A 24,412-nucleotide genomic window follows, 5' to 3' on the forward strand; every position below is an offset into this window, starting at 1 on the left:
GGCGTTCTATCATGTGCCGTCCGCGGTGAGTCGTCACCGCCGAATCCACACGGGGTTGATCCACTTGCGACGTGCGCTGGCCCGTACCGGCCTCACCGTCCTCGTCATCTCGGCCGGCGCCGCCTTCGCCGCGCCCGCTCAGGCCGCCGCCACCGGTGTCGCGTCGGTGGTCGGCACCGACGTGGTCCGGTACAGCGACACCACGAGTCATGCCAATCGCGTGGTCGTCACCAGGTCGGGCAACACGGTCACGATCGACGACCGGTTCGCGGTCAAGGTCGGCAAGGGCTGCAAGGCGGTCAAGGGTGACAAGACCAAGGTCCGCTGCACCACCGGCAAGACGCCGGTCCGGGTGCGGGTCCTGGTCGGCTACGGCAACGACACGGTCGTCAACCGCAGCGACCTGCCGATGACCGCCGACGGCAGCCTGGGCCGGGACCGGCTCTACGGCGGCCCCCGCGGTGACCGGCTCGACGGCGGCGACGGCGGCGACTGGATCTGGGGCCTCGGCGGCGATGACGTGATCAACGGCTACACCGGCGACGACGTGCTGAACGGCGGCGACGGCGACGACGGGCTGTACGGGATGTGGGGCGACGACCGGCTCTACGGCGGTAACGGCGACGACACCCTGTTCGGCTTCGACGGCGCCGACCGGCTGTACGGCGGTCCGGGCCGGGACGACCTCTCCGGCGAGAAGGGCACCGACCGGCTGGAGGGCGGCTCCGGCGACGACGGCCTCTCCGGCGAGTGGACCGGTGACGGCGTCGCGTCGGACGTGCTGCTCGGCGGCCCCGGGGTGGACACCGTCGGATACGAGTCACACACCCGCGGCGTCTCGGTCGACCTCGACGGGGTGACCGGCGACGACGGCCAGTACGGCGAGCGGGACACCGTCGGCGCCGACGTCGAGAACATCATCGGCGGTGCCGGTAGCGACCGGCTGACCGGCAACGGCGCGAAGAACTACATCAGCGGTCTCGGCGGGAACGACATCGTGCGCGGCGGTGCCGGTGACGACTTCCTCAACGGCGGCAGCGGCACCGACCAGATCTACGGTGACGGCGGCGACGACCTGATCTTCTCGGACGAGGACGGTCGCCGGTACGCCGACCAGGTGAACGGCGGCGACCAGTCGGTGCGCGGCGACGAGTGCCAGGGAGACGCCCTCGACACGGTGGTCGACTGCGAGCGATGACGTCCCGGCGTCGACGCCGGAACAATCGGGCCCGGGCATCGCCCGGGCCCTTTCCGTCCGCTCACTCTCCGCCAGTATTTTCTTGGGGTCGACAGTGTCCGGAACGAGTCGGCACATCCGCGGGGGCCTGCGGTGCGTAACCATTCGTGATAATCGCTGGACTGCCCGCGGGGCGGTCATGACGGGGGCTGTGGAAGGAGAACCACTGGTGACGGCATTGGCGGATGCTCGGCGGCGGGCCGGGCTCACGGCGCTGTACCTCGGGATCTTCGCGACCATCTGGCTGAGCGTGCCGGAGTCCGAGCCACCATGGGGTGCCCTCCTGGTGGCCGGCAGTGTCGCCGCCCTGATCACAGCCGGTGCGGGCGGTGCACTGGCTGTTCAGGCCCGGGCGTGGGGACCGCTGTCCCGGGACGCCGTCACCGACCGGAAGTACCTGGTGATCTTCGCGGCGGAGTTGGCGGCTGCCGGGTTCGGCGCGGTGCTGCTCGCGGTGACCGAGCGGTCCGAGTACATTCCGGTGCTCGTCGGCGGGGTCGTCGGCATCCATTTCTGGCCGCTCGCCCCGGTGCTGCGTGACCCGGCCCTGCGAATCCTCGCCGGTCTGGTCTGTGTCACCGCGCTGGCCGGGCTGATCACCGGGATGGTGTCGACGGTGTCCCCGGGCGAGGTGGTCGGTACCGGCGTCGGCGTGCTGCTGCTCGGCTACGCGATCGGCGCCCTGATCCGCGGCGGCATGACGCTGCGCGCGTCGCACCCGTGAAGTGGTGGCCCGGCCTGAGCCGGGCCACCACTCGACGATCAGCCGATGGCGTAGGCCCGCTGGATGCCGGCCTCGGTGTAACCGCCGTTGGTGTAGGTGGCCCGGGTCCGGATCGAGACCGCACCCGAAGCCGGGTTGGTGACGACCGCGGCCCACACGCCGTTGATCTTCTTGACCGGGACGGACTTCCAGGTCTTGCCGCCGTCGAAGGACACCTTGGTGGTCAGGGACTTCAGTGTCGGGTTCGGACCCCGCTTCAGGTCGCCCACGAGCATGTAGCGGTTGAGCTTGAGCGCCACGTTCGTGACGCTGCCCGGCTTGGCCCGGTTGTAGCCGTTCAGACCGGTCGGCATGTGCTGGATCGTGGCGGCCTGGGAGAGCACGCTGGTGTTCGGCTTGGCGTAGAACCGGAAGGTGACGGCGGCCCCGGTCGAGAGCATCCCGCTCTGGAAGGTGGCCCCCGGGTAGTGCCGGCTCGCGGTGTTGGTCAGCGTGTACCAGCCGGCCTTCTTGACCCGGTACTCCAGCGACGGCTGGTACTGACCGAAGCCGGTGTCGTACGCCGTCTTCACGACCTTGCCACCGAAGGTGAGGGTCGCCTTCGCCCGGTCACCGGCGATGTAGTTGTAGTTGCGGTACAGCTCGTTGAACCCCGGGTCCTGGAACATGTCGTCCAGGGGGTAGATGATCCGGCCCTGGTAGGTCACCGGCAGCTGGTAGCCCGGTCCCCACGAGGCGCCGCCGAAGCGGACGAAGGAGGAGCGCCCGGCCACGATGGCACGGTGCGCGGACTGCTCGCCCAGGGAGTGGTAGTCGCCGTTCGTCCCGTAACTCGGGAAGAAGCCGCGGATCTCCCAGCTGCCGGGTGAGAAGTGGATCTTCGCGGTGTTCGGCCTGTCAAGGCTCCACAGTCCGGCGTACATGCGGTTGCCGCAGCCGTCGGACGTCGGCTGGATGGCGACCTCGCTGTACGGGGTGCCGGTCGGTCCGCGCCGGCTCTCCACCGTCGTGGTGCCGAGCTTGGACTGGTAGAAGGTACGACTCGGGTTGCTCGGCACGCCGGTCGTCCGGTGCAGCACCGCGAAGTCGTCGGCGACACCGTCCGGGTCGTACCAGGTGGCCATCGCCGCGAAGGAGATCTTCTTGGACGCGGTCGGGATGGCGTAGAGCGTCGAGCCGGGACTGAGCGAGATGCCGACCTCGGCGTTGTCGCTGCAGATCTCGGCTGTGACGTCATGGCCGATCCGGTTCACCGCCGGGCTCAGAGCGATGTCGACCCGCTTGCCGTACCGGGCGTCGAGGGTCAGCTTCGCCGCCCCGGACACCTTCACCGTGCGGCCACCGAGGGTGGTGGTGTTGCCGGTGGTGATGGCCGCCAGGACCGAGTAGTTCCCCTTGGGCAGGGTGCGCTTCGTGCCGGTGCGGATCGAATACTCCCGGCTGCTCTCCAGGTTGATGACCGTGGTCCAGAGCGAGAGCTTGGCGCCGGAGCGACTGATCGCGGTGATGGTGAGCGAGTTGGTGGCGGCGACCGCAGGTCCGGTCGTGCCGACGAGAAGGGCCGGGATGAGCGCGGCCATGGAAAGGGTGCGTTTCAGGAAGGGAGACATCCACCAAACCCCGTCGAGTGGAATCGATGCCTGATCATGACACAGCCGTGCCAGGGGCCACCGCATCCAGCCCGGCGGTCGCGTTTCGGTCGGGCGCCGGGGGAACGTCGCGGGGTAGCCACAGTGCCCTTCTGGTCGTACCGAAAAAAGGGTTTTGGTGGTGGGAATGGGTTTTTGTCGTCGAAGGGCGGTAGGGTGCTGGTTTCCAGCACCTAGGACCCGTAGGACCACCTGGGACGGCTCCGTGGAGAAACTGACGAGTCCCGATCCGGCGACGCCTGACGTCGACCGGCTCGCCGAGTTGTTCCCGGCCGCGGTGACCGAGGTGGCGGACGCGTCCGGCAGACCGGCCCGGGTCATCGACTTCGACCTGCTCAGGCGGCATCTCGGGGATCAGGTCGCGGAGGGCGCGCCGGAGCGTTATCAGCTGGATTGGCCGGGAAAGCGCCGGGCGCAGCGGGCAGCGCGGGAACCGGCGACCGGGACCCTGCGGCCGCGGCGGGAGCAGTCCGAGGACTTCGACGCCACCCGCAATCTGCTGATCGAGGGCGACAACCTGGATGTGCTCAAACTGTTGCAGGAGTCGTTCCTCGGGCGGATCAAGGTGGTCTACATCGATCCGCCCTACAACACCGGAAACGATTTCCTCTACGACGACGACTTCTCGCAGACCAGGGCCGGATATCTGGCCGGGTCCGGGCAGGTCGACGCGGCCGGGATACCGCTGGTGGCCAATCCGGAGTCGGGCGGCCGGTTCCATTCGAACTGGCTGAGCATGATGTATCCGCGGCTGGCGCTGGCCCGGAACCTGATGTCCGACGACGGGGTCATCTTCATCTCGATCGACGACCACGAGGTCGACAACCTGCGGAAGATCTGTGCCGAGATCTTCGGCGAGCGCAATTTCGTCGCCCAGATCGTCTGGCAGAAGGTGTACGCGCCGAAGAACTCGGCCCGGTGGTTCTCCGAGGACCACGACTACATTCTGGTGTTCGCCCGGAATCGGGAACGCTGGCAGCCGCGCCCGCTGGCCCGGACCGCCGAGATGGAGGCGCGGTACCGCAATCCGGACAGCGACCCGCGCGGGCCGTGGAAACCGGAGAACATGTCGGCCCGCAACCGGTACGACGCCGGTGTCTACCCGATCACCACCCCGTCCGGCCGGCTCATCGAGGGGCCACCGCGCGGCAGCTACTGGCGGATCTCCCGGCAGCGGTTCGACGAGCTGAACGCGGACAACCGGATCTGGTGGGGCAGCGGTGGCGACAACTCTCCGGCGGTGAAACGGTTCCTGTCCGAGGTGTCGGCCGGGCGCACCCCGCAGACGCTGTGGTTCTACGGCGAGGTCGGGCACACCCAGGACGCCAAGCGGAGCCTGCTGCGGTACGTCCCGTTCGAGCACACCGCCAACGTGCTGAACTCGGTGAAGCCGGTCGAGCTGCTGCAACGGATCCTGCAGCTGGCCGGCCGGCCCGATGACGGCGACATCGTGCTGGACTTCTTCGGCGGCAGTGCGACCACCGCCCACGCCGTGCTCGCGCAGAACCGGGCGGACGGTGGCGACCGCCGTTTCATCAGCGTGCAGATTCCGGAGCCGCTGCCGGTCGCCGAGAACGGGCTCGGGTCGATCTTCGAGATCGGGCTGACCCGGGTGCGGAACGTGGCGGCCGAACTGCGGGCGGCCGGGGCCGCGGGTGATCTGGGTTTCCGGGTGCTGCGGCTGGACTCGCCGAACCTCGCCGACGTGCCCGACGATCTCCCGCAGAGTGAACTGGCGTCCCTGGTGGACCGGGTCAAACCGGACCGGACCGGCGAGGATCTGCTGTTCCAGGTGTTGCTGGACGCCGGTCTCGATCCGGGACTGCCGATCTCCTCCGCGGACGGGGTGTTCGTGGCCGGGGCCGCCGAGCTGATCGGCTGCTTCCGGGAGGCGATCACCGAGGACGTGGTCCGGGCGATCGCCGCCCGCCGGCCGCGCCGGGTGGTCTTCCGGGACTCGGGGTTCGCCGACGACGCGGCCCGGATCAACGCCGAGCAGATCTTCGCCGTGCTGTCGCCGTCGACCGACGTCAAGGTCTTGTGACAGGTGCGGCTCCAGTTTCAGGTCCAGCAGTTCCAGACCGAGGCGGTGGCCGCGGTCGTCGACTGTTTCGCCGATCAGCCGTATGCCGCGCCCGGTCCGGCCAACGCGCCGCTGGTCACCGGGCGGTTGCTGTCGAACGTGCGGGCCGTGCAGCGGCGGGCCGGGCTGCCGCTCTCCGGCACGCTCGCGGGCAGCGAGGCGGCGCCGGACGCGCCGAACCTCGACGTGGAGATGGAGACCGGCACCGGTAAGACCTACGTCTACATCAAGACGATCATGGAGCTGAACCGGCGTTACGGCTGGTCACGGTTCATTGTCGTGGTGCCCGGGGTGGCGATTCGGGAGGGTGTGCGCAAAACATTCGAGATGACCGCGGAGCATTTCCAGCAGTGGTACGGAACCCGCCCGCGCCCCTTCACGTACGACTCCTCCGCCCTGCACGAGCTGGAACGGTTCCGCTCCGGCGCCGGGGTGCAAGTCATGATCATCAACTTGCAGGCGTTCAACTCGGCCTCCCGGGAGAACCGGCGCATCTACGAGGAGCAGGACGGATTCGGGTCACGCCGGCCGATCGACGTGATCCGGTCCGCCCGGCCGATCGTCGTCATCGACGAGCCCCAGCGGATCGGGTCGACCCGCTCGCTCGAGTCGCTGAGCCGGTTCGACCCGCTCATGGTCCTGCGGTACTCGGCCACCCACCGGGTTCGTCACGATCTCGTGCATCGACTGGACGCGCTTACGGCGTACCGGCAGAAATTGGTCAAGCGAATCACCGTGGTGGGGATCGAGGGGGAGCCCGGCGCGGGTAAGCGGCGGGTCCAGATCCGTGAGGTGATCCGGGCCCACCTGGAGAAGGAGCGGCAGCTCCATCCACGGGGCGTCAAGGTGCTCTCGCTGCTCTTCATCGACCAGGTGGTCAAATACCGCGACTATTCGCGGTGCGACCAGCTCGGTGACTACGCACGGATCTTCGTCGAGGAGTACCGGGCGCTCACCGCCGGCGAACCGGACGGTGACTATCGGCGTTATCTCGACGGCATCCCGGTCGAACGCACCCACCAGGGCTATTTCGCGATCGACCGGCGGACCGGGCACATGATCGACGGGAGCGCCTCCGATGTGGACGCCTACGACCTGATCCTGCGTGACCGGGAACGCCTGCTCTCCCTCGACGAGCCGGTCCGGTTCGTGTTCTCGCACTCGGCGCTGCGCGAGGGCTGGGACAACCCGAACGTCTTCGTCATGGGCATGCTCAAGCGCAGTGACAACACCGTGTCGCGGCGGCAGGAGGTGGGGCGTGGGCTGCGGCTCGCGGTCGACCAGCGCGGTGAGCGGACGGCCGGGATCAACGAGCTGACCGTGGTGGCCGACGAGTCGTATGCGTCGTTCGTCGCCGGGTTGCAGGCCGAGGGCGATTTCCGGAAGGTCACCGACGGCCGGCGGGCGCGGCGCTCCCCGGCTCCCGCCGCGATGATCACCTGCGAGGATGTCGAGCGGGTCGCCTTCGATTCGGCGGACCTGGTGGCGCGGTGTGTGGCCGCTCTCGATGACGGGCTCGCACCACTGCGACTCGTGGTGCAGACCGCGGACCGAACCCTCCGGTATTCGATGAATCCGGATAAGGTGCTCGACCCGGTCGGGCACCTCGCTGAGCGCACCCGGCTCACCCGGCGGACGATCGCCGCGATCCTCACCGCGATCCGCCCGGCCACCTTCGCCCTCTGCGGCGGCGAAACCGCGGCGGAGATCATCAACCGGGAGAAGGCCGCCCTGATCAGCGCCGGGGTACCACCAGCGGCGTCCCGGTCCGCGGATGATCGAACACCTCGACCTCGTGCTGGTAGACCTCGCTCAGCAACGCGCCGGTGAACACCTCGCGCGGCGCTCCGACAGCACGGACCCGGCCGTCGGCCAGCACATATGCGCGATCCGCGTAGGCCGCCGCCAGCCCCAGATCGTGCAGCACCACGACGACGCGGGCGTTGTCGCCGGCCCGCCTCCGCACGGCCCGCAACACCAGCTCCTGATGCCGCAGGTCGAGCGCGGCCGTCGGCTCGTCGAGCAACAGCACCGGGGTACGCTGCGCCAGCACCCGGGCCAGCGCCACCCGGGCCTGCTCACCGCCGGACAGGGCCGGGAACGGCCGTTCGGCGAACCCGGTCGTCTCGGTCAGCCGCATCGCCTCGGCCACCGCTTCCTCGTCGTCGGCGCTCTCCGGTCGGCCGGTCCACGGCGCCCGCCCCATCGCGACCACCTCACCGACCGTGAACGGGAACGACAGCGTCGCCTTCTGCGGCAGCACGGCCCGCTGCCGAGCCAGCTCGACCGGTTTCCAGTCGCGCACCTCCCGCCCGTCGATCTCCACCTTTCCGCTCGTGGCGGTGTCGCCGGCGAGGGCGGCGAGCAGCGTGGACTTGCCGGCGCCGTTCGGCCCGACCAGTGCGACGACCTCCCCGGCGCCCACGTGCAGGTCGACTCCGTCGACGACCCGGCGACCACCGAGATCGACAGCGACCGCGACAGCCCTCATCCCCAACCTCCGGCTCGCGCCCGGGTTCGGCGTAGCAGCCAGAAGAACGCCGGTCCGCCGACCACCGCGGTCAGCACCCCGAGCGGCAACTCCTGGTAGTCGATCGCGGTCCGGGCGATCAGATCCCCGGTGACCACGACCAGGGCGCCGCCGAGCGCGGCGGCCGGGATCAGCACCCGATGGCCGGGCCCGGCGACCATCCGGATCAGGTGCGGCACGACCAGGCCGACGAAGCTGATGATCCCGGTGAACGCCACCGCCGATGCAGTGAGCAGCGCGGTCGTCAGGATCGCGACGATCCGCAATCGCTCGGTGTCGACGCCTAGGTGCCGGGCCGGGCGTTCGCCGAGGGCCAGCAGGTCGAGGCGACGGGCCAGGACCACGGCGACGGTCAGGCCGGCCGCCGCGCACGGGCCGGCTACCGCGACGGCGTTCCAGGTGGCCTGGGCGAGGCTGCCGAGCTGCCAGAACGCGATCGCCCGGACACCGTCATCATCGGTCACGAACATCAGCAGGCCGAGCAGGGCACCGGCCGTCGCGTTCACCGCGACGCCGGTCAGGACCAGCGTGACCACCTCGGTCCGGCCCTGCGCGCGGGACATCGCATAAACCACCAGAGTGGTCAGAACGCCGCCGAGGAACGCGGCCGCCGCGGTGGTCCAGACTCCGGCCACGGTGATCCCGCTCACGATCGCCGCGGCCGCGCCGACCGCCGCGCCGGACGAGACGCCGACCACGCCCGGCTCGGCGAGCGGGTTGCCGAACACGCCCTGCATCAGCGCGCCGGCACTACCGAGTGCTGCGCCGACGATCATCGCGAGCACCACTCGCGGGAACCTGACCAGCCACAACGCGTTCTCGCCCTGCACCGCGGACGGTAGCGGGCCGAGATCGATCCCGAGCCGGTGCAACACCGAACCGGCCACCTCGGCGGGCGAGATCGGCACCTGCCCGCGTCCGGCGGCAAGCAGGCTCACGACCGCGAGCCCCACCGCCAAACCCAGGATCAAACCCGTTCTCCGGTACGGCGTACTCCGACCTCGCCGATCATTCGCGGACAGTCGTGGCCCGCCTCCGGCCGGGTCGGGCTTCGGTCGGCTCTGGTCTTTCTCGGTCAGCACGGTCCGTATACCGCTTTCGCCAGCGCCTCGACCGCCTTGCCGGTGCGCGCCCCGAAGTTGAGTAGCACCCCGTCGTCCATGTCGACGATCCGCCGATTGATCCCGGCCGGTGTCTGCGCCACCCCGGGCAGTTTGAGTAGCCCGTCCACCCCGCCGACCGAGTTGAGCCCTTCGGTCATCACCAGGATCACGTCGGGTGCCGCGTTGATCAGCCCTTCACTGGTCAACGGCCGGAACTTCTGGAGCCCCGCCGCGGTTCCGGCGTCGACCGCCCCGATCGCCTCGATCATCGCGTCCGATCCGGCGCCGTCCCCGCCGATCAGGTACACACCCGCCGTACCCCGCACGTAGAGGAACGCGATCCGCGGTGGCGTCCCGTCCGTGGGCGCCGACCGACGGGCCGTGTCGATCTCCGACTGCACCCGGGTGACCAGTCGCTCCCCGGCCTCGACCACGCCGAGCGCCCCGGCGACGGCCCGGATGTGCGCCGGAATCGCCTCGAGCGTCTGCTCGTCGTCGACGACCACGACCGGGATCCCGGAATCGCGGATCTGCTGAAGCACCGTGGCCGGGCCGATGCTGTCGTCCGCGATCAGCACGGTCGGGTCCAGTTTCAGGACCGCCTCCGCCGAGAGGTCGTGGCCCTGTGGCGTGACCAGTGGCAACGCGGCCGCTGCCGGGAACGCGGTGGACGTGTCCCGCCCGATCACCCGATCACCGAGCCCGAGACTGAAGACGATCTCGGCCAGTGATCCGTACAGGTTGACGGCCAGGATCCGGTCCGCCGACTTCACCGTCACGTCCCGCCCGTCCGCCGATCTCACGGTGACCGGCAGTTGCGGTGCCGGCTTGGGATCGAGCGGTGTGACGTCCTCCTCGGCCGACTTCGCGGTGGCGACCGAGCAGTCGGCGGCGGCCCGTTCCGGCCCGACCTCACTGACCGTCGTGCACCCCGCGAGCGCGAGGCAGGCGACCAGGACGGCGTTGGCGATACGCATACGTTCTCCCGTCAGGCGGAGGTATCACGGCGGCGGTTGCGGAGGCGGCCGGTCAGGCCGGTCACCAGGACACCGACCAGGAACGCGCCGCCGATCGCCCACCAGTGGCCGAGCGGGGTCGCGCTGCTGGTCCGGCTCAGGGCGGGCTCCGCCGCTTCGAGGGCGAGTACCGCGGCGGTGGTCGGCGGCCCGGCGGTGGCGAGCTTGCCGGTGGGCGGCCCGACCGGTGCGCTCTGCCTGCCGGTGGGTTTCACCGCACCGGCCACCGGTGCCGCCGTGGGGGTGGGTTCGGTCGCGCCGGTGGTCGGGGCCGCGAACCGCACCGGAATGCGGACGTCCTGGGACCGGTCGCTGGTCCGGGTGTGATCGTTGCGGGTGACCACGGCACATCCGCGGACCGCGCAGTCGATGTCCCCGATCATCTGGCTGACCCGGATGGAGACCCGGAAACCGCCACCTCTGCCGTACGGCGTGGCCAGTCCCTCCGCATAGGACGGTGGATTCGACGAGATCCACACGGACGCTCCGGAGGCGCCCGACATGTCGGCACCGCCCCCGCATGGCGACGGCATCACACCAGGCCCGTTGTCCAGGCAGAACGCGACGTAGATGCCTTTGGTCACGTCATACCCGCGGCCGGTCACGGTGATCGTCTCCCCGGATCGGGAGATGCCCTTGGTCTTGGAGGCGCTGAGACGCCCGGCGGCGACGGCCGGTGTGCCCGTGACGGCGACGATCAGCAGTGCCGTGGCAGCGACCGTCACCTGCGACCCGATCCACATCGCGGTCTCCTCCAGCGAATTCGATCTCACAGGACCTTGATTGATCCTGAAAGTTAGGTGAGGCTACCCTAACCGAGCCGCAATCGCGGGTCACGTTTCGAAGCTCCTGGAAGGAAAGAGCGTGGGCACACTCAAGGGCTCGCATCGGGCCGCCCTGTTCGCGAGCGCCATCACCCTCGGCGCCGCCACCGCACTCACCGGCGTCACCCCGGCGTTCGCCGCGCCGGTCAAGGTGGCCGGTGGCAGCCTGGACTGGGGCTTCAAGGCCTCGTTCCGGGCCTACGTCGGGGCCGGCAACGGCAACCCGCCGATCGCCGTCAGCAACGGGGCCGGCCGCAACACGGACGGCACCTTCGACTTCCCGGCCACCGGGGGCACCTACGACGCCGCAGCCGGCACCGCAACTGTCAGCTACGGCGGGACGGTCGTCTTCTCGTACCCCCTGCACATGTTTGAAATCACCGTCTCCAACCCGACCGTCGTCGTCGACGGGGACGGCACCGGATCGCTGCTCGCCGACGTGGACCTGGTCGCTGATAACGGCACCACCGAGAGCCACCTCGACCAGGCGGAGGTCGCCACCCTGGTGACCACCGCGCCCTCGGTGACGGACGGCAACGTCTCGTTCAACGCGCTCGCCGCGACGCTCACCGCGTCCGGGGCATCCGCGTTCGCCGGTTTCTACCAGGCGGGCACCGCACTCGATCCGGTGACCGCGACGGCGTCGGCCTCCAGCGGTCCGACCGAGCCCACCGAGCCCACTGACCCGACCGAGCCCACCGACCCGGGCACCGGCAACGGCTCGGCGGCACAGACGATCAAGGCGGCCGTCAGCGGCGGCGCCCTGACCCTGACATCGGCCGGTTCGGCCGTCACCCTGTCGGCGGCGTCGCCCGGCCAGACCGCCGCCGGCGCCCTCAACGCCGTCACCGTCAGCGACCTGCGTGGCACCAACGCCGGCTGGGACCTGGTCGGTCAGGTCACCGAGTTCAAGTCGACGGGTGGCGGGGTCATCCCGGCCGCCAACCTCGGCTGGACCCCGACCGCCCAGGTCGCGGCCACCAGCCTGGTCGCCGCGAACGGCGTGGCCAACAAGGTCGCCGCGGGTGGCCCGATCGCCCCCGGCACCGGCCTCGGCACCAGCCGCACCCTGTGCAGCGCCGAGACCGGGAGCAGCCTGGGCAGCGCCACCTGCGGCGCGGCCCTGAACCTCGGTGTCCCGGAATCGAGCGCCGCCGGTGAGTACAGCGCCGTACTCACCCTGACGCTCGCCTGAGCCCGTCGCCCTGACCCGGGCTTCCGGCCCCTCGGAGCTCGGGTCCCGGTCCGGACCGGCTCGGTCTCTGGTCCGGACCGGCTTGGTCTCTGGTCCGGCCCGGCTTGGCGACCTCGGAACCGGTCCGGGTCGGCTTGGTCTCTGACCCGGCCCGGTTTCCGAGGCTTCGGCTCGGGTCTCGAATCCGGGCGAGGGAACCGGCCGGGAATTCCGCAACAATTCCCGGCCGGCCCGCCCCATCGTAAGGAGCAACATGACCGTCCGAGGCGCGCTGGCCGCGGTTCTTCTTCTGATCATGGTCCCCGCCCCGGCCCGAGCCGCCCCCGGCCCGTCGGATGTGCGCTGGTCAGTGCAGCCGTCGAGCGCCAAGGGACCGGACGGTCGAGACTTCGTCATCAGACGTGCGGCTCCGGGCGAGACGCTCACCGACTACGTCGGCATCACCAACCTGACCACCCGGCCGTTGACCTTCACCGTGTACGGCACTGACGCGTACAACACCGACGACGGTTCGTTCGCGCTGCTTCCGGCCGCGCAGAAGGCGACCGACATCGGCTCGTGGATCGGGCTCGGCGCCGAGGAGTACACGGTCCCGGCCAACACGCGCCTGGACGTGCCGTTCTCGATCACCGTTCCGGTCGACGCCACTCCCGGTGACCACGCGGGCGGCGTGATCACCTCGATCGCCGAGGAGACGATCGACGCTCAAGGGCAGAAAGTCCTGGTGGATCGGCGGGTCGCGGCTCGCGTTTATCTCACCGTCGCCGGTGCGGTCGCGCCGACCCTCAAGATCGATACGGTACGGCTGGAGTACACGCAGTCACCGAATCCCGCCGACGGTGGTGAGATGACCGTCAGTTACCTGGTTCGCAACACCGGCAACCTGCGTCTCAGTGGTGCCGGTGCCGTCCGGGTGACCGGCCCGTTCGGCTGGGAACTGGCCCGCACCGAACCCATGGCGATCCCCGAGCTGCTCCCCGGCGGCGCGGTGACCGTCACCGAGAGGATCGTCGGAGTCCAGCCGACGGTCCGTCTCAACGCCGAGGTCACCGTCGAACCGGCGAACTTCGACCGGAAACTCCCGGCCGTGACCCGTGGGACCACGGTCTGGGCCTGGCCGTGGGCCCTGGTGATCCTGCTCTCCCTGGCGGTTCTGTACCTCGGTTCCGATTCGCTCGCCGGAGTGCGTCCCGCCGCCGGTCGAAGAACCTTTCGGCAACACTGGACCAGGTCCCCGCGTAATGAGGATGATCAGTACGACATCGACGTCGTGTCGCCACCCGGTGACAAGCAGTGCCCGCCGATCCGCCGACACCACCTCGATGATCAGGAAGGACGAGCCGACATGACCGACTTCTCCACCCGCCTCCGCCGCGCAACCATGGTCGAGCACCGCGAAGCCGAGACCCGCAGCTTCATCTCCCGGCTGATGGCCGGCGCCGTCCCGATGGCCGGGTTCGCCGCCCTGACCGCGCAGTACCTGGCCGTGTACCGGGAGCTCGAGGCCGCCGCCGACCGGATGCGCGCCGAGGCCGGTCCGGCCGCCGGGTTCGCCGACCCGGCCCTGACCCGGGTCCCGTCTCTGGAGGCCGACCTGGCCCACCTCTACGGCCCGGACTGGGAGTCGGCAGTCACCGTCCTGGACAGCACGGTCGCCTACGCGGCACGGCTCCGCGAACTCGCGGCGGTCTCGCCCCACCACTTCATCGCCCACCACTACGTCCGCTATCTGGGCGACCTCAGCGGGGGTCAGATGATCGGGCGAACCCTCGCCAACCTCTACGGCCTGGGCGACGCCGGCACGTCGTTCTACCGCTTCGAGCAGATCAGCGACGCCCGCGCGTACAAGATCGCCTACCGGGAGCGTCTCGACGCCCTGCACCTGCCCGACGACGAGGCCACCACCCTGATCGACGAGGCCCAGCTGGCCTTCCGCTACAACGCCGCGGTCTTCGTCGAGCTGGGCGCCCACTACCCGGAGAACCCCGAAGATCTGGCCTCCGCCGCCTGACCCCGGCCGGCTCGTGCGTCACCGGCCGGTCAGGCCGGTCAGCTCGCGGAGCAACTCGGAAACGGTGACGCGGTCGAGGTTGTCCAGGGTAACGTGACCCCGGTCGTTCCGCCGCCACCCGTGATCGTTGCTGCCGTCGTGCAGGAACACGCCGGTCAACTCCTGCTCGGCCGCCATGTCGATGTAGCCGATGGAGAACCCGGGCTCGAACTCGACTACCAGTTCACGACCGGGCTCGATCGCGAACCCGATACTGGCCTGATAGCCGGCGTCCTTCGGGGTCTCCCGCCGCCAGCCCCGTCGCTCCAGCCCGAGCAGACGGCCGGTCGGCACCTTGCGCCCCTCGAAGCGGACCAGCCGGCTGATCGTGGCCTCCTCCTCGGTGAGCGTGAGAACCGGCCGCCCCAACTGCTCGAACGGCTGAAGGATCTCGTAGTCGGCGAAGACCGCCGCCCAGGCCGCGAGATCGTCACCCAGGTGAATCGGATGGGCCACCCCGACCACGGCGTCGTCCGGGAGCGTCGTCTCCTCATCGTCCACGGTGGAGAGCGTCCGATCCTCGGCGATCCGGAACGAGCGGACGGCCACCGGCCCGGTCTTCGTGTCGGCCGGCGGCGCGGTCTTCGTGTCGGCCGACGTGCTGTCGAAGCGGGCCCAGACCAGGCGGCGGACCAGGTGCCACAGCAGGGGATGCTCGACGAACAGCCGCCGGAACTCGGCGCCCGACCAGCGACGATTGGTGATCATCGCGTGCTCCAGGCGACGCACCTGGTCGGCGGCCACCGTGCGGACGTCCTTCTTCAGCGTGCTGAACCGCTGGTAGGCGGCCTGAGCCAGATCGGTGTCGTCCCGCACACCCGGTTTCGGCAGCGCCTTCAACCGCTTGCCCCCGGACTCGGTCACCACCGGCTGGAGCTGCTCGTCGAAGCCGACCACGAACCGCCGGGGACCGTAGTCGAGGTGCAGGCCGCCGTCCGCCTCCAGCCCGAAGTCGGGCACCAGCCGGTCGGCCAGTTGCTCGGCGGTCAGACCGAGAGACGCGCCGACCTCGTCCATCTTCTGCACGGCGGCACTCTTGAGCCCGGTGAACTTCGACCGCTGCGCGATGGTGTGCAGGTGCATCAGGGCCACATCGGTGCCGATCGCGGTCAGGACCTGCAAGCCGATCACCGACTTGTTGTGGCCGCCCTCGCCCGGCCACGCCAGGATCAGCGGCGCCAACCGGCGGACCGTGTCGTCGTCGCCCAGATGCCCGAGCGCCTCGAACGCCCACCGCTCCTTCCAGACCGATCCGGACGTCCCCCACAACTCGAAGAGACTCCAGCCGAACGCCGCGAGACTCGACGGCTCGCACGCCTCCCGGACGGCCGCCCGATACGGCTCGGGCGCACCCAGCGCGAGCAGCACGAACAGGTTTTCCACCGCCTCACCGGGCAGCGAACCGGACCCGTCCCGCAGCAGGATCGGCTGTAGCACACCCGGTGTCGCCCACACCGGCACCGCCGGGATCCTGGACGGATCCAGGGCGTCCGGGTCGGCGCTGATCAGCGTCTCGACGGCGGCCGCGACCGGATCGCCGTAACCACGGGCGGCGGCCCGGACCTCCTCGGAACGGCCGTTGGTGTGAAGTGCGAGCAGAGCGGCCTCGGCCTGCCGCCGGGCCGGGCCGGGTTTGCCGACCGCTGGTGGCACCAGAGCACGGGCCGCCTCGGCCGGATGCCGCAGGAGCCAGGCCAGCGCGTCGTCGCGTACCCCTTTGAGGCGGGCCATCCAATCGGCCATCAGCACCGCGATCGCCGGTGACGAGAACGGCTGCAGAGCCGGGGCGACGTCGACAGGTGAGTGCGGCGCCAGACTCATCAACGCCGGCAACGTGTCACTTCCGAACCGGGAGGTGATCAGGCGCATGTAGGTGCCGGCCATCCACGGGTCGTGGGGCCGCCACTCCAACAGCGTCGGAAGGGCGATCTCCGTGGTCGAGTCGATGAAGAACAGGAACGCGTCCCGCAGCGGCAACTGATTGGCGAGCACCGCCTGGCGCCGCACCTCCGGATCCCACCTACCGTCGTGCTCATACCGCTGGAAGGGCAGTGCCGCCCACTGTTTCCGCTCGCCCGGCAGCCACTCGAAGGTCATCGGATCGTCGCAGGTCAGGCCGGTGATGATGGTCGGTTCGGCCGGTTCCGGAAGGTGCCGCCACGGCGGGTCGGCGAGAACCGGCGGCACCACGGAGAGCGGGGCGGTCGCCACCGCCGCGGCCTCGGCGAGGACCTGCTCGACCCGCTCGGTCGCCGCCGCGCTGAGCTCTGGGCCGAGTCGGGCCGCGAGCTCGCGGTGTTTCAGCAGGTGCCCGCGGAACAGGTCGGCCGTGGCCGGAGCATCGGCGCCCTCCGCCAGCAGCCGCAGCGCCCGAGCCGGGAAACGCTCGGTGTGCTCGAGCAGGGCGGGCTTCACGTATTTGACGCCGATCCGCTCGATCAGCCCCCGCGTCACGTGGTCACCGGGCAGTTCGACGAGGATCGCGAGCAGCCGTTTCCGGTCATCGGTGCTGTACGCGTCGTCGAACCAGCCGAACAGCACCGCAGCGGCCGCCGCACCGACCCCGTCGATCATGGTGACGAGCAGGTTCATCGAGTAGAGGAACGCGTCCCGGTCAGCCACCGTGGCCAGGGCCGTCACGTCCGCAGCGGTGCTCGCCGCCAGGAGCAGCAGAGTCCCGAGGTTGTCGTCACCGGCGGCGACCGCATCATCGCGGTCCTGCTCGAACCAGGCCCGTTCCTCCGGAACGAGGACGGCCACGGCCGTCCGGGCATGAAGACCTTTGTCACGGTACGGTCGAAGCGCGTCCACCACCTGCGCATACGTTTGTTCCGGCGCGCTCGCGAGCGCCTGGCGAACCCGCAGGAGGACCCGGGCGGTCGCGCTGGGGTGCACGGCCGGGCGCCGCTCATCGTCCCGGCGGTGCCGGACCCCCGGCCGCTGGCGCGACGAACTCAGCGAATCGTCATCCGTCACGATCAACGAGGCCATCGTGACCGCGGCCTCGGCGGCGAAGATCAGCCCACGCTCCCGAATCCACAGGTCGGCGAAGTGGTTGGCCCAGGCACTCGAATCCCAGTGCCCGTGGTCAGCGGTGGCCATGACCGCCGCCGCCCCCAACGGAGCCGCGTCGGACGCCCCGTCCAGCCAGGCCAGACCTTCTCGCCGAGTCACCTCTTCGGTGGTGGGCGCCTCGAGCAGAGCCCGTGCCCGCTTCGGCTTACGCCCGAGCTCCCCGTCGACAGCGACCCGAGCCTTGGCATTGGGCGTGAACTTCCCCACCCCGGAACTCCCACGCCGAGGCGTCCGAGACCGACCCCAGGCCACCGGAAGGACGAAGACATCCTCATCCTTCGCAAATCGCTCATTCCCGCCCTCAAGGCTGGCGGCACCTGTCGCAGCGGGGCTGGTTGCGGTCGCGGTGCCGGTTGCAGCGGCGCTGGGGGTGGCGCCGGTTGCGGTAGGGGTGGCGGTTGCGGTGAGGGCGGCCGCGGCATGAGCGGTGGGCGGCGTGGAGAGGACGGCGGTCTCGACGTAGCCCTTGCGGAGCTTTTCGCTGATCAGCTTGGTCTCGTGAGCCGCTGCGGCGGGATCGTCGGCCAGCGTCTTGACACTCGTCTGGCCCTGCGTGCCGAGCCGGCCGAATCGGACCGTCACCCGGCTGCCCGTCCGGGCGATCTCCCAGAACTTGGCCGAGGTGCCCTCGACGAACTCGAAACCCCGCATGCCGCGCACAGTAACGACCGGGACCGACAAAAATCGAAGATCATTGCGCACGCCCGGGTCGCCGGCGCTCAGGTGGTCAGGTCGGTCAGATCGCGGAGGACTTCCGAGACGGTCACCCGGTCCAGGTGGCTGAGGGCGACGTGGCTCTTCTCGCTTCGGCTCCAGCGGTGCGTCGTGCCGTTGTACAGCCAGATGTCCCTGAGTTCCTGTTCGGGTGAGTAGCCGATGCCACCGATCGCGATGCCCGGCTCGAAGTCGATGACGATCTGCATGCCGTCCTCCACCGGGAACTCCAGGCGGCTCTGGATCCCGGCGTCCTGCGGTGCCTCCCGGCGCCAGCCGCGTCGCTCCATGCCCAGCAGCTTCGTCGTCGGCACCTTGGCGCCCTGGAAGCGGACCAGGCGGCTGCCCTTCAGATCCGTCTCGGTCAGGGCGAAGACCGGGCGGCCCAATTGCGGGAACGGCTGCAGGATCTCGTAGTCGGCGAAAAGCTCGGCCCACGCGCCCACCTCGTCGCCCAGGTGCAGTGGGTGGGCCACCCCGACCGCGGCGTCGTCGGCCGGCACGGTCGTCTCGTCCTCCACCGTGGACAGCGTGCGGTCCTCGGCGATCCGGAACGAGCCCACCGTCGTACCGTCCGGGCCGAAGGTGACCCAGACCAGACGGCGGACGATGTGCCACAGCAGGGGATGACCGGCGAACAGCTTGTGGAACTCGGCTCCGGTCCACCTGCGGTTGGTGACCATGGCCCGTTCCAGGCGGCGGACCTGGTCGGTCGCGATGGTCCGGACGTCCTTCTTCAGGCCGGCGAAACGCCGATGGGCGGCGGGCGCCAGGAGAGCGTCGTCGCGGGTGCCCGGTTTGGGCAGCGCCTTCAGCGGTTTGCCGGTGCCGTCGGTCACGAACGGGCGCAGTTGCTCGTCGAAACCGACCACGAACTGCCGGGGACCGTAGTCGAGGCGCAGGCTGCCGTCCGAGTCCAGCCCGAAGTCGGGGACCAGGCGGTCGGCCAGCTGATCGGCGGTCAGCCCCAGCCCGTCCGCCACCGCCTGCATCATCCGCTGCGCCGCATGTTTCAGGGCGCTGAACCTGGCCCGCTGCGCGATGGTGTGCAGGTGCATCAGGGCCACGTCGGTGCCGATCCGGGCCAGCACGTGCAGGCCGGTGATCGCCCTCTGATGACCGCCCTCGCCGGGCCAGGCCAGGATCAGCGGGGCCAACCGGCGGACCGTGTCGTCGTCGCCCAGCAGGCCCAGTGCGTCCAGAGCCCAGTTGTCCTTGGCCGCCGAGCCGGCCGCCTGCCACTGCTCGAAGACGCTCCACGCGAACGCGGCCAGACTGCCCGGCTCACACACGGCCCGCACCTCGGCCAGCCCGGCCGCCGGGGTCTCCAGACGGGACATCGCCAGCATGGTGATCAGGTTCGCCGTCGGGGCGGCCGGGAGTGACCCGGCGCCGTCGCGCAGCAGGACCGGGCGGAGCGCCTCAGGGGTGGCCCAGACCGGCATCGCCGGGATCTTCACCGGGACCAGTGTCGCCGGGTCGGTGGTGAGCAGGACCTCGACGGCGGCCGCAGCGTCCGGACCGTAGGCCCGGGCGGCCTCGCGGATCGTGTCCGCATGACCGTGGTCGCGGAGCGCGAGCAGCGCGGTCTCGGCCTGGCGCCGGGCCACCCCGGCCTTGCCGAGCGCCGCCGGGAGCAGGGCTCGGGCGGCTGCCGCGGGATGCCGGCGCAGCCAGTCGAGAGCCTCCTCCCGAACCGTCTTCAGCCGGGTCAGCCAATCCGCCATCAGGGCGGCCACCTGCGGTGAGGTGAACGGGAGGAACAGTCGAGAGCTCTCGGCCGGCGCACTCCGGCCGAGTGCGAGGAAGACCGGCAGGGCGTCGGTCTCGAAGCGGGCGGCCACCGGACGCAGGTAGCTGTCGGCCGCCCACACATTGTCGGGCCGCCACTCGACCAGGGCCTTGCGGGCCAGGTCGTCCGGCAGATCGAGAAGGAAGGCCGTCGCCTCACGCAGGGACAGATGGTTCGGGATCACCACGTGGTGCGGAATCGCCGAGTCTCGGGTCCGGTCGGAGGAGTAGCGGCGGGCGGTCAGCGTGCCCCATCGCTCCCGTTCGCCCGCGGCCCAGACTGCGGCAGGTGGATCGTCACAGGTCAGACCGGTGATGACGATCGGCTTTGCGCGTTGGGGTCGCCGTTTCCACGGTGGGTCGGCGAGCACCGGCGGCACCGCCGACATCGCGGCCGGCGCGACCTCCGCCACGTCGGTGAGGATCTCGCGAACCCGGCGGGCGGCCTCCGGGGCGAGTTGCGGGGCGATCCGCTCGGCGATCTCGCGGTGTTTCAGGACGTGGGCGCGGAGCAGGCCGCCGGTACTGCGTCGGCCGGTGGTCGCGGCGAGTAGCCGCAGCGTCCGGGCCGGGAAACGGTCGCCGTGCGTCACCAGAGCCGGTGTGACATATCTGGTGTCGGCGCGCTCGATCAGGCCGGCCGTCACCTCGTCGCCGGGCAGGACGGTCAGCACCGACAGCAGACGTTTCCGGGTGTCGGCCTCAAAGACCTCGTCGAGCCAGTGGAACAGGGCCGGGGCGATGGCCGCGCCGGCCCCGTCGACCATCGTCGAGAGCACGGCGATCGAGTTGACCACCAGGTTGGCGTCGGCCAGTGGGAAGAGCCGCCGCACGTCCGCCTCGGTCGCCGCGGCGGTGAGCAGCAGCACCGCCAGGTAGTCGTCGGCCACCCGGAGCGTGTCCGCCAGATCCGCCTCGAACCAGTCGCGCCGCTCCGGCATCAGCACGGACGCCGCGGAGCGTGCGGACAGGTTCGCCTCGCGGTAACCCTCCAGAACGGTCACCACGCGGGAGTAGTCGTCCTCGGGGGCGGCCGCGAGAGCCTGCCGCACCCGGAGCACCGCCTGCATGGCCGGATCCGCATGCCACCCCTGGTGGGACTCGCCGGGACGCAGGTGGCGGACACCCGGGAAGTCGGCGCCACGACCGCCGAAGGAGAGCGGGGAACCGTCGTCGACGACGGTCAGCGCCATCATCGTGACCGCGGCCTCGACGGCGAAGAGCAGGCCGCGCTCGGCGATCCACACGTCGGCGAACGGGTTGGCCCACTCGTCGCCGGCCCATCGGAACGAATACACCGAGGTGGCCGCGGCGGCCGCGCCCAGTGGGGTGGCGTCCGCCGCGCCGGCCAGCCACTCTTTCGCCGCGTGGCAGGTGGCCGCGGCGGTCGTCGGGGCGTCGAGGACGCCGTGCACATGCTCGTGGGCGTCGGCCAGTTTCGCGTCGACGACCCCGCGCGCCCTCGGCCCGGGAGCGAACACGCTGATCCGGTCGCTGCCCCGGCGGGGCGAACGATGCCGCAGCCAGGCCGGTGGGAAGACGAGGACGTCCTCCGAGACGGGTGTGAACGATGCGTCTGGGCCGGGATCGGAACTCCGCATGGCGCGCACAGTAGCGGCGGGGTCCGACAAGAATCGAAGATCATGCGATCATCCGCAGATGTCCGACGAGAGGCTGCGCCGACTCAACGCGATGCGCGACTGCGACCGGATCCTGTCCGGGGTCCGCCCGAAGACGATGCGGGATCGGATCGCCGACCTCGAAGCCGGCGGTGACCTGGACGGATGGCCGGACTTCTACGGCAACGGACCGGTCGAGACGCTTGAGGAGCGGGTCGCCGACCTACTCGGCGTCCAGGCCGCGGTGTTCTTCCCGACCGGCACGATGGCCCAGCAGGTGGCATTGCGGTACGGCGCCGACCGAACCGGCGTACCGGCCGCCGCGCTGCACCCACTGGGCCATCAGGAGGTCCACGAGCGGCACGCGTATTCCGAGCTCACCGGCCTGCGCGGGATCCGTTCCACGGTCGAGCGCCGCAATCCGACGGCGGCCGAGATCGCCCGGCTCGGCGAACCGGTCAGCACCGTGGTCATCGAGCTGCCGCTGCGCGACGCCGGTTTCGTGCTGCCGTCCTGGGACGAGCTGGTCGCGGTGGCGAAGGCGGCCCGCGCGATCGGTGCCCGGGTACATTTCGACGGCGCCCGGATCTGGGAGTCGACGCCGTATCTGGGCCACTCGCTGCGAGCGGTGGCGGCCCTTGCGGACAGCGTCTACGTGTCGTTCTACAAGTCGCTCGACGGGATCAGCGGGGCGGTGCTGGCCGGGACAGCCGACCTCGGCGACTACGCCCGGGCTTGGCGGCACCGGTACGGCGGGACGATCTTCCAGCAGTGGCCGGCCGTGCTCACCGCGTTGGCCGGGCTCGACCGGGAGTTGCCTCGGCTTCCGGAATATGTGCGCCATGCCCGTACCATCGCTGAGGCTTTGTCGGTTTTGCCGGGAGCCAAGGTCTTCCCGCAGCCGCCGCACACCCATCAGTTCCGGCTCTGGCTGCCGTTTCCGGCGGCCGCGCTGGACGCCGCAGTGCTCGCGATGGCCGAGCGGGATCGGGTCTGGTTCGCCGGCGGCTGGTTGGACGCGGACGTGCCCGGCCATGCGATGACCGAGGTCACGATAGCCGGGCACGCTCTGGAGTGGACCGCCGCCGACGTCGCCGAGATCGGCGCGCGACTGCTGGCCGAATTTTAGATCCGGCCGGTGCCGGCACCCGCCTTGACCTTGGCCGACACCGCCGCGGTGGCGTCCAGGGTCACCGCGTACGGCGCCTTGGCGAACGTGCCGGTCTGGGTGATCACCGGCTCCTCACCGCCGAAGTCGTTGCCGGAGATGTTCGCGAAGCCGTCGAGGTCGGAGTCCTCGGTGGTCCAGACCGGCAGCTTCACGTTGACGAACACGTTGTTCTCGACCAGGCACTGCGACTCCATGAGGCAGTGGATGCCGCTGGTCTTGGCGTTGCTGAACAGGTTGTTGAACAGGTGCACGGTGCCGAACCGGAGACGCGGCAGCCGGGAGGCCACGTTGTCGAACCAGTTGTGGGCGTACGTGACGTGCAGCTTGCCGGTGTCCTCGGCGGCGTTGTCGTCGCTGTGACCGAGCAGTGAGCCCTTCGAGTGGTCGTGCAGGTGGTTCCAGGAGACCGTGACCAGGTCGGTGGCGTGGGTCAGGTCGACCATGCCGTCGTAGAAGTCCTTGTCGTGGCTGGTGTCGTTGAACAGCTCGTTGTGGTCGATCCAGATGTGGTCCGACTTCTGCGCGGCGATCAGGTCGACCGGCGCCTGTGCGAACGAGATCTTCAGGTTCCGGACGATGACGTTCGTGGCCTTCTTGATGTAGATGCCCGCGCCGGTCAGGCCGGCGTTCGCGCCGACACCCACGATCGTCTTGTTCGAGGAGACGACGACCTGGTCGGTGCCACTGCCGGTGAGGATCGTGGACAGCTGGAGGATCTTGGCGCCGTCCGAGGCGGCCTCGGTGATCAGCTGGTCCAGCGAGGTGATCTTGACAGTGGTGCCACCGGCGCCACCGGCGGTGCCCGCGCCGAAGCCGATCGGGCTGGACTCGAAACCGCCGCTGGTCGCGGTGGGCGAGGCGGTCGCCGTCGCGGAGGCGGTTGCGGTGGGTGATGCGGTCGCGGTGGGTGATGTGGGCGCGGTCGTCGCGGTCGGGGCCGCGGTCGCAGTCACGCCGGTCGTCACCGTCACGTCGTCGAACCGGGCGGTCGCGTCGTAGGTCTGCAGACCGATCCGGCCGCTACCGAACGCCGACGCGGTGCCGGACAGGACCGACGCCCCGTTCACCGCGCCGGTCAGCGTGTTTCCGCTGGTGGTCAGGCTCAGCGTGTAAACGCTTCCGGGGGTGACGGTGAGCGCCGCCTCACTGAGGACCGTCACGTTGCCGGACTTCACCGACTCCAGCCGCACCTTGTTCGCGCCGGTCAGCGCCAGCCGGTAGAAGCTCGTCGAACTGGTCGACCGGGCCACGATCGCGGCGTATCCACCGGAGGCGACCGAGAGCGGTGCGACCTTCGCGGTGACCGTGTAGTCGGTCCAGTCGGTGGAACCGGCGAACTGCCGGGCCGGCGTCGCACCGGTCTTGCCCTGCTGGAGCACCTTGCTGCCGTCGCTGACGATCGACCATGTGCCGCCGGACTTGCTCCAGCCGGCGGTGTCGCCGTCCTCGAAGGTGTCGGTGAATCCGGCCGCGGTGGCGGTGTCGGCGTCCGCGAAGGAGACCGAGGCCAGGCCGCCCATGCCGGCCACGACGGCGGCCATGCCGGCCGCGATGACCACCTTCCGTTTGCGGCTGCTCTTCTTCGGTGCGCTTTCCATGGTGTTCCTTTCCATGGGGGATGAGAGGCGTTG

15 protein-coding genes are annotated in these 24,412 nt (G+C 70.1%); 7 read left to right on the forward strand and 8 right to left on the reverse strand.

Annotated features, from left to right (window positions below):
* The first annotated feature begins 64 nt into the window (after positions 1-64).
* Both Q0Z83_RS44745 and Q0Z83_RS44750 read left to right on the forward strand, forming a co-directional pair.
* Positions 65-1,198, forward strand: a complete 1,134-nt coding sequence (locus Q0Z83_RS44745; RefSeq protein WP_317789592.1) for a calcium-binding protein — start codon at positions 65-67, stop codon at positions 1,196-1,198.
* Between the two features lie 208 nt (positions 1,199-1,406).
* The gene (locus Q0Z83_RS44750; protein WP_317789594.1) at positions 1,407-1,961 is read left to right on the forward strand and encodes a hypothetical protein; all 555 of its coding nucleotides are present in this window, start codon (positions 1,407-1,409) and stop codon (positions 1,959-1,961) included.
* 38 nt (positions 1,962-1,999) lie between these two features.
* On the opposite strand, the gene Q0Z83_RS44755 is transcribed toward Q0Z83_RS44750, so the two are convergent.
* Positions 2,000-3,571 carry a hypothetical protein gene (locus Q0Z83_RS44755; RefSeq protein ID WP_317789595.1) on the reverse strand — a complete coding sequence of 524 codons (1,572 nt, stop codon included), beginning with the start codon at positions 3,569-3,571 and terminating at the stop codon, positions 2,000-2,002.
* A 244-nt stretch (positions 3,572-3,815) separates the two neighbouring features.
* Between Q0Z83_RS44755 and Q0Z83_RS44760 the strand changes: the two genes are divergently transcribed.
* Both Q0Z83_RS44760 and Q0Z83_RS44765 read left to right on the forward strand, forming a co-directional pair.
* Positions 3,816-5,654, forward strand: a complete 1,839-nt coding sequence (locus tag Q0Z83_RS44760) for a site-specific DNA-methyltransferase (protein WP_317789596.1) — start codon at positions 3,816-3,818, stop codon at positions 5,652-5,654.
* A 3-nt stretch (positions 5,655-5,657) separates the two neighbouring features.
* Positions 5,658-7,523, forward strand: a complete 1,866-nt coding sequence (locus Q0Z83_RS44765) for a DEAD/DEAH box helicase family protein (protein WP_317789598.1) — start codon at positions 5,658-5,660, stop codon at positions 7,521-7,523.
* Here Q0Z83_RS44765 and Q0Z83_RS44770 read toward each other — a convergent pair.
* The 4 genes from Q0Z83_RS44770 to Q0Z83_RS44785 form a co-directional block, all read right to left on the reverse strand.
* Positions 7,429-8,184: a heme ABC transporter ATP-binding protein gene (locus Q0Z83_RS44770; protein WP_317789600.1), complete on the reverse strand. Its 756-nt coding sequence runs from the start codon at positions 8,182-8,184 to the stop codon at positions 7,429-7,431. The two genes, Q0Z83_RS44765 and Q0Z83_RS44770, sit on opposite strands and share 95 nt — an antisense overlap.
* Positions 8,181-9,176 carry a FecCD family ABC transporter permease gene (locus Q0Z83_RS44775; RefSeq protein WP_317789601.1) on the reverse strand — a complete coding sequence of 332 codons (996 nt, stop codon included), beginning with the start codon at positions 9,174-9,176 and terminating at the stop codon, positions 8,181-8,183. Before Q0Z83_RS44775 ends, Q0Z83_RS44770 begins: the two co-directional genes overlap by 4 nt.
* A 122-nt stretch (positions 9,177-9,298) precedes the next feature.
* The gene (locus Q0Z83_RS44780) at positions 9,299-10,303 is read right to left on the reverse strand and encodes a heme/hemin ABC transporter substrate-binding protein (RefSeq protein WP_317789602.1); all 1,005 of its coding nucleotides are present in this window, start codon (positions 10,301-10,303) and stop codon (positions 9,299-9,301) included.
* An 11-nt stretch (positions 10,304-10,314) separates the two neighbouring features.
* Complete coding sequence (locus Q0Z83_RS44785) at positions 10,315-11,115, reverse strand: hypothetical protein (RefSeq protein ID WP_317789603.1); 801 nt, start codon at positions 11,113-11,115, stop codon at positions 10,315-10,317.
* A gap of 91 nt (positions 11,116-11,206) precedes the next feature.
* On the opposite strand from Q0Z83_RS44785, the gene Q0Z83_RS44790 reads away from it, so the two are divergent.
* Positions 11,207-12,361 carry an HtaA domain-containing protein gene (locus Q0Z83_RS44790; RefSeq protein ID WP_317789604.1) on the forward strand — a complete coding sequence of 385 codons (1,155 nt, stop codon included), beginning with the start codon at positions 11,207-11,209 and terminating at the stop codon, positions 12,359-12,361.
* Positions 12,362-12,614: 253 nt separating this feature from the next.
* A complete protein-coding gene (locus Q0Z83_RS44795) occupies positions 12,615-14,372 on the forward strand; it encodes a biliverdin-producing heme oxygenase (RefSeq protein WP_317789606.1) in 1,758 nt (585 codons plus the stop codon).
* A gap of 18 nt (positions 14,373-14,390) precedes the next feature.
* Here the strand turns inward: Q0Z83_RS44795 and Q0Z83_RS44800 are convergent, their stop codons facing one another.
* Entirely contained in the window at positions 14,391-18,137 is a 3,747-nt protein-coding gene (locus tag Q0Z83_RS44800) for a DUF4132 domain-containing protein (RefSeq protein ID WP_317789607.1), read from the reverse strand.
* A 68-nt stretch (positions 18,138-18,205) separates the two neighbouring features.
* On the reverse strand, positions 18,206-21,592 hold the full coding sequence (locus Q0Z83_RS44805; RefSeq protein WP_317789608.1) for a DUF4132 domain-containing protein: 3,387 nt from the start codon (positions 21,590-21,592) through the stop codon (positions 18,206-18,208).
* 58 nt (positions 21,593-21,650) lie between these two features.
* Here Q0Z83_RS44805 and Q0Z83_RS44810 point away from each other — a divergent pair, with 58 nt between their 5' ends.
* Positions 21,651-22,739 carry a threonine aldolase family protein gene (locus tag Q0Z83_RS44810; RefSeq protein WP_317789609.1) on the forward strand — a complete coding sequence of 363 codons (1,089 nt, stop codon included), beginning with the start codon at positions 21,651-21,653 and terminating at the stop codon, positions 22,737-22,739.
* Here the strand turns inward: Q0Z83_RS44810 and Q0Z83_RS44815 are convergent.
* Positions 22,736-24,379 carry a pectate lyase family protein gene (locus Q0Z83_RS44815; RefSeq protein ID WP_317789610.1) on the reverse strand — a complete coding sequence of 548 codons (1,644 nt, stop codon included), beginning with the start codon at positions 24,377-24,379 and terminating at the stop codon, positions 22,736-22,738. The two genes, Q0Z83_RS44810 and Q0Z83_RS44815, sit on opposite strands and share 4 nt — an antisense overlap.
* Between the last annotated feature and the right edge of the window lie 33 nt (positions 24,380-24,412).

Origin of the sequence: Actinoplanes sichuanensis (assembly GCF_033097365.1) — a bacterium.
Taxonomy (GTDB): Bacteria; Actinomycetota; Actinomycetes; order Mycobacteriales; family Micromonosporaceae; genus Actinoplanes; species Actinoplanes sichuanensis.

Coding starts and splice junctions, on each gene's coding strand:
- Q0Z83_RS44755 (WP_317789595.1), bottom strand. CDS start 3,571: ATGTCTCCCTTCCTGAAACGCACCCTTTCCATGGCCGCGCTCATCCCG.
- Q0Z83_RS44770 (WP_317789600.1), bottom strand. CDS start 8,184: ATGAGGGCTGTCGCGGTCGCTGTCGATCTCGGTGGTCGCCGGGTCGTC.
- Q0Z83_RS44780 (WP_317789602.1), bottom strand. CDS start 10,303: ATGCGTATCGCCAACGCCGTCCTGGTCGCCTGCCTCGCGCTCGCGGGG.
- Q0Z83_RS44795 (WP_317789606.1), top strand. CDS start 12,615: ATGACCGTCCGAGGCGCGCTGGCCGCGGTTCTTCTTCTGATCATGGTC.
- Q0Z83_RS44800 (WP_317789607.1), bottom strand. CDS start 18,137: ATGCGGGGTTTCGAGTTCGTCGAGGGCACCTCGGCCAAGTTCTGGGAG.
- Q0Z83_RS44805 (WP_317789608.1), bottom strand. CDS start 21,592: ATGCGGAGTTCCGATCCCGGCCCAGACGCATCGTTCACACCCGTCTCG.
- Q0Z83_RS44810 (WP_317789609.1), top strand. CDS start 21,651: ATGTCCGACGAGAGGCTGCGCCGACTCAACGCGATGCGCGACTGCGAC.
- Q0Z83_RS44815 (WP_317789610.1), bottom strand. CDS start 24,379: ATGGAAAGCGCACCGAAGAAGAGCAGCCGCAAACGGAAGGTGGTCATC.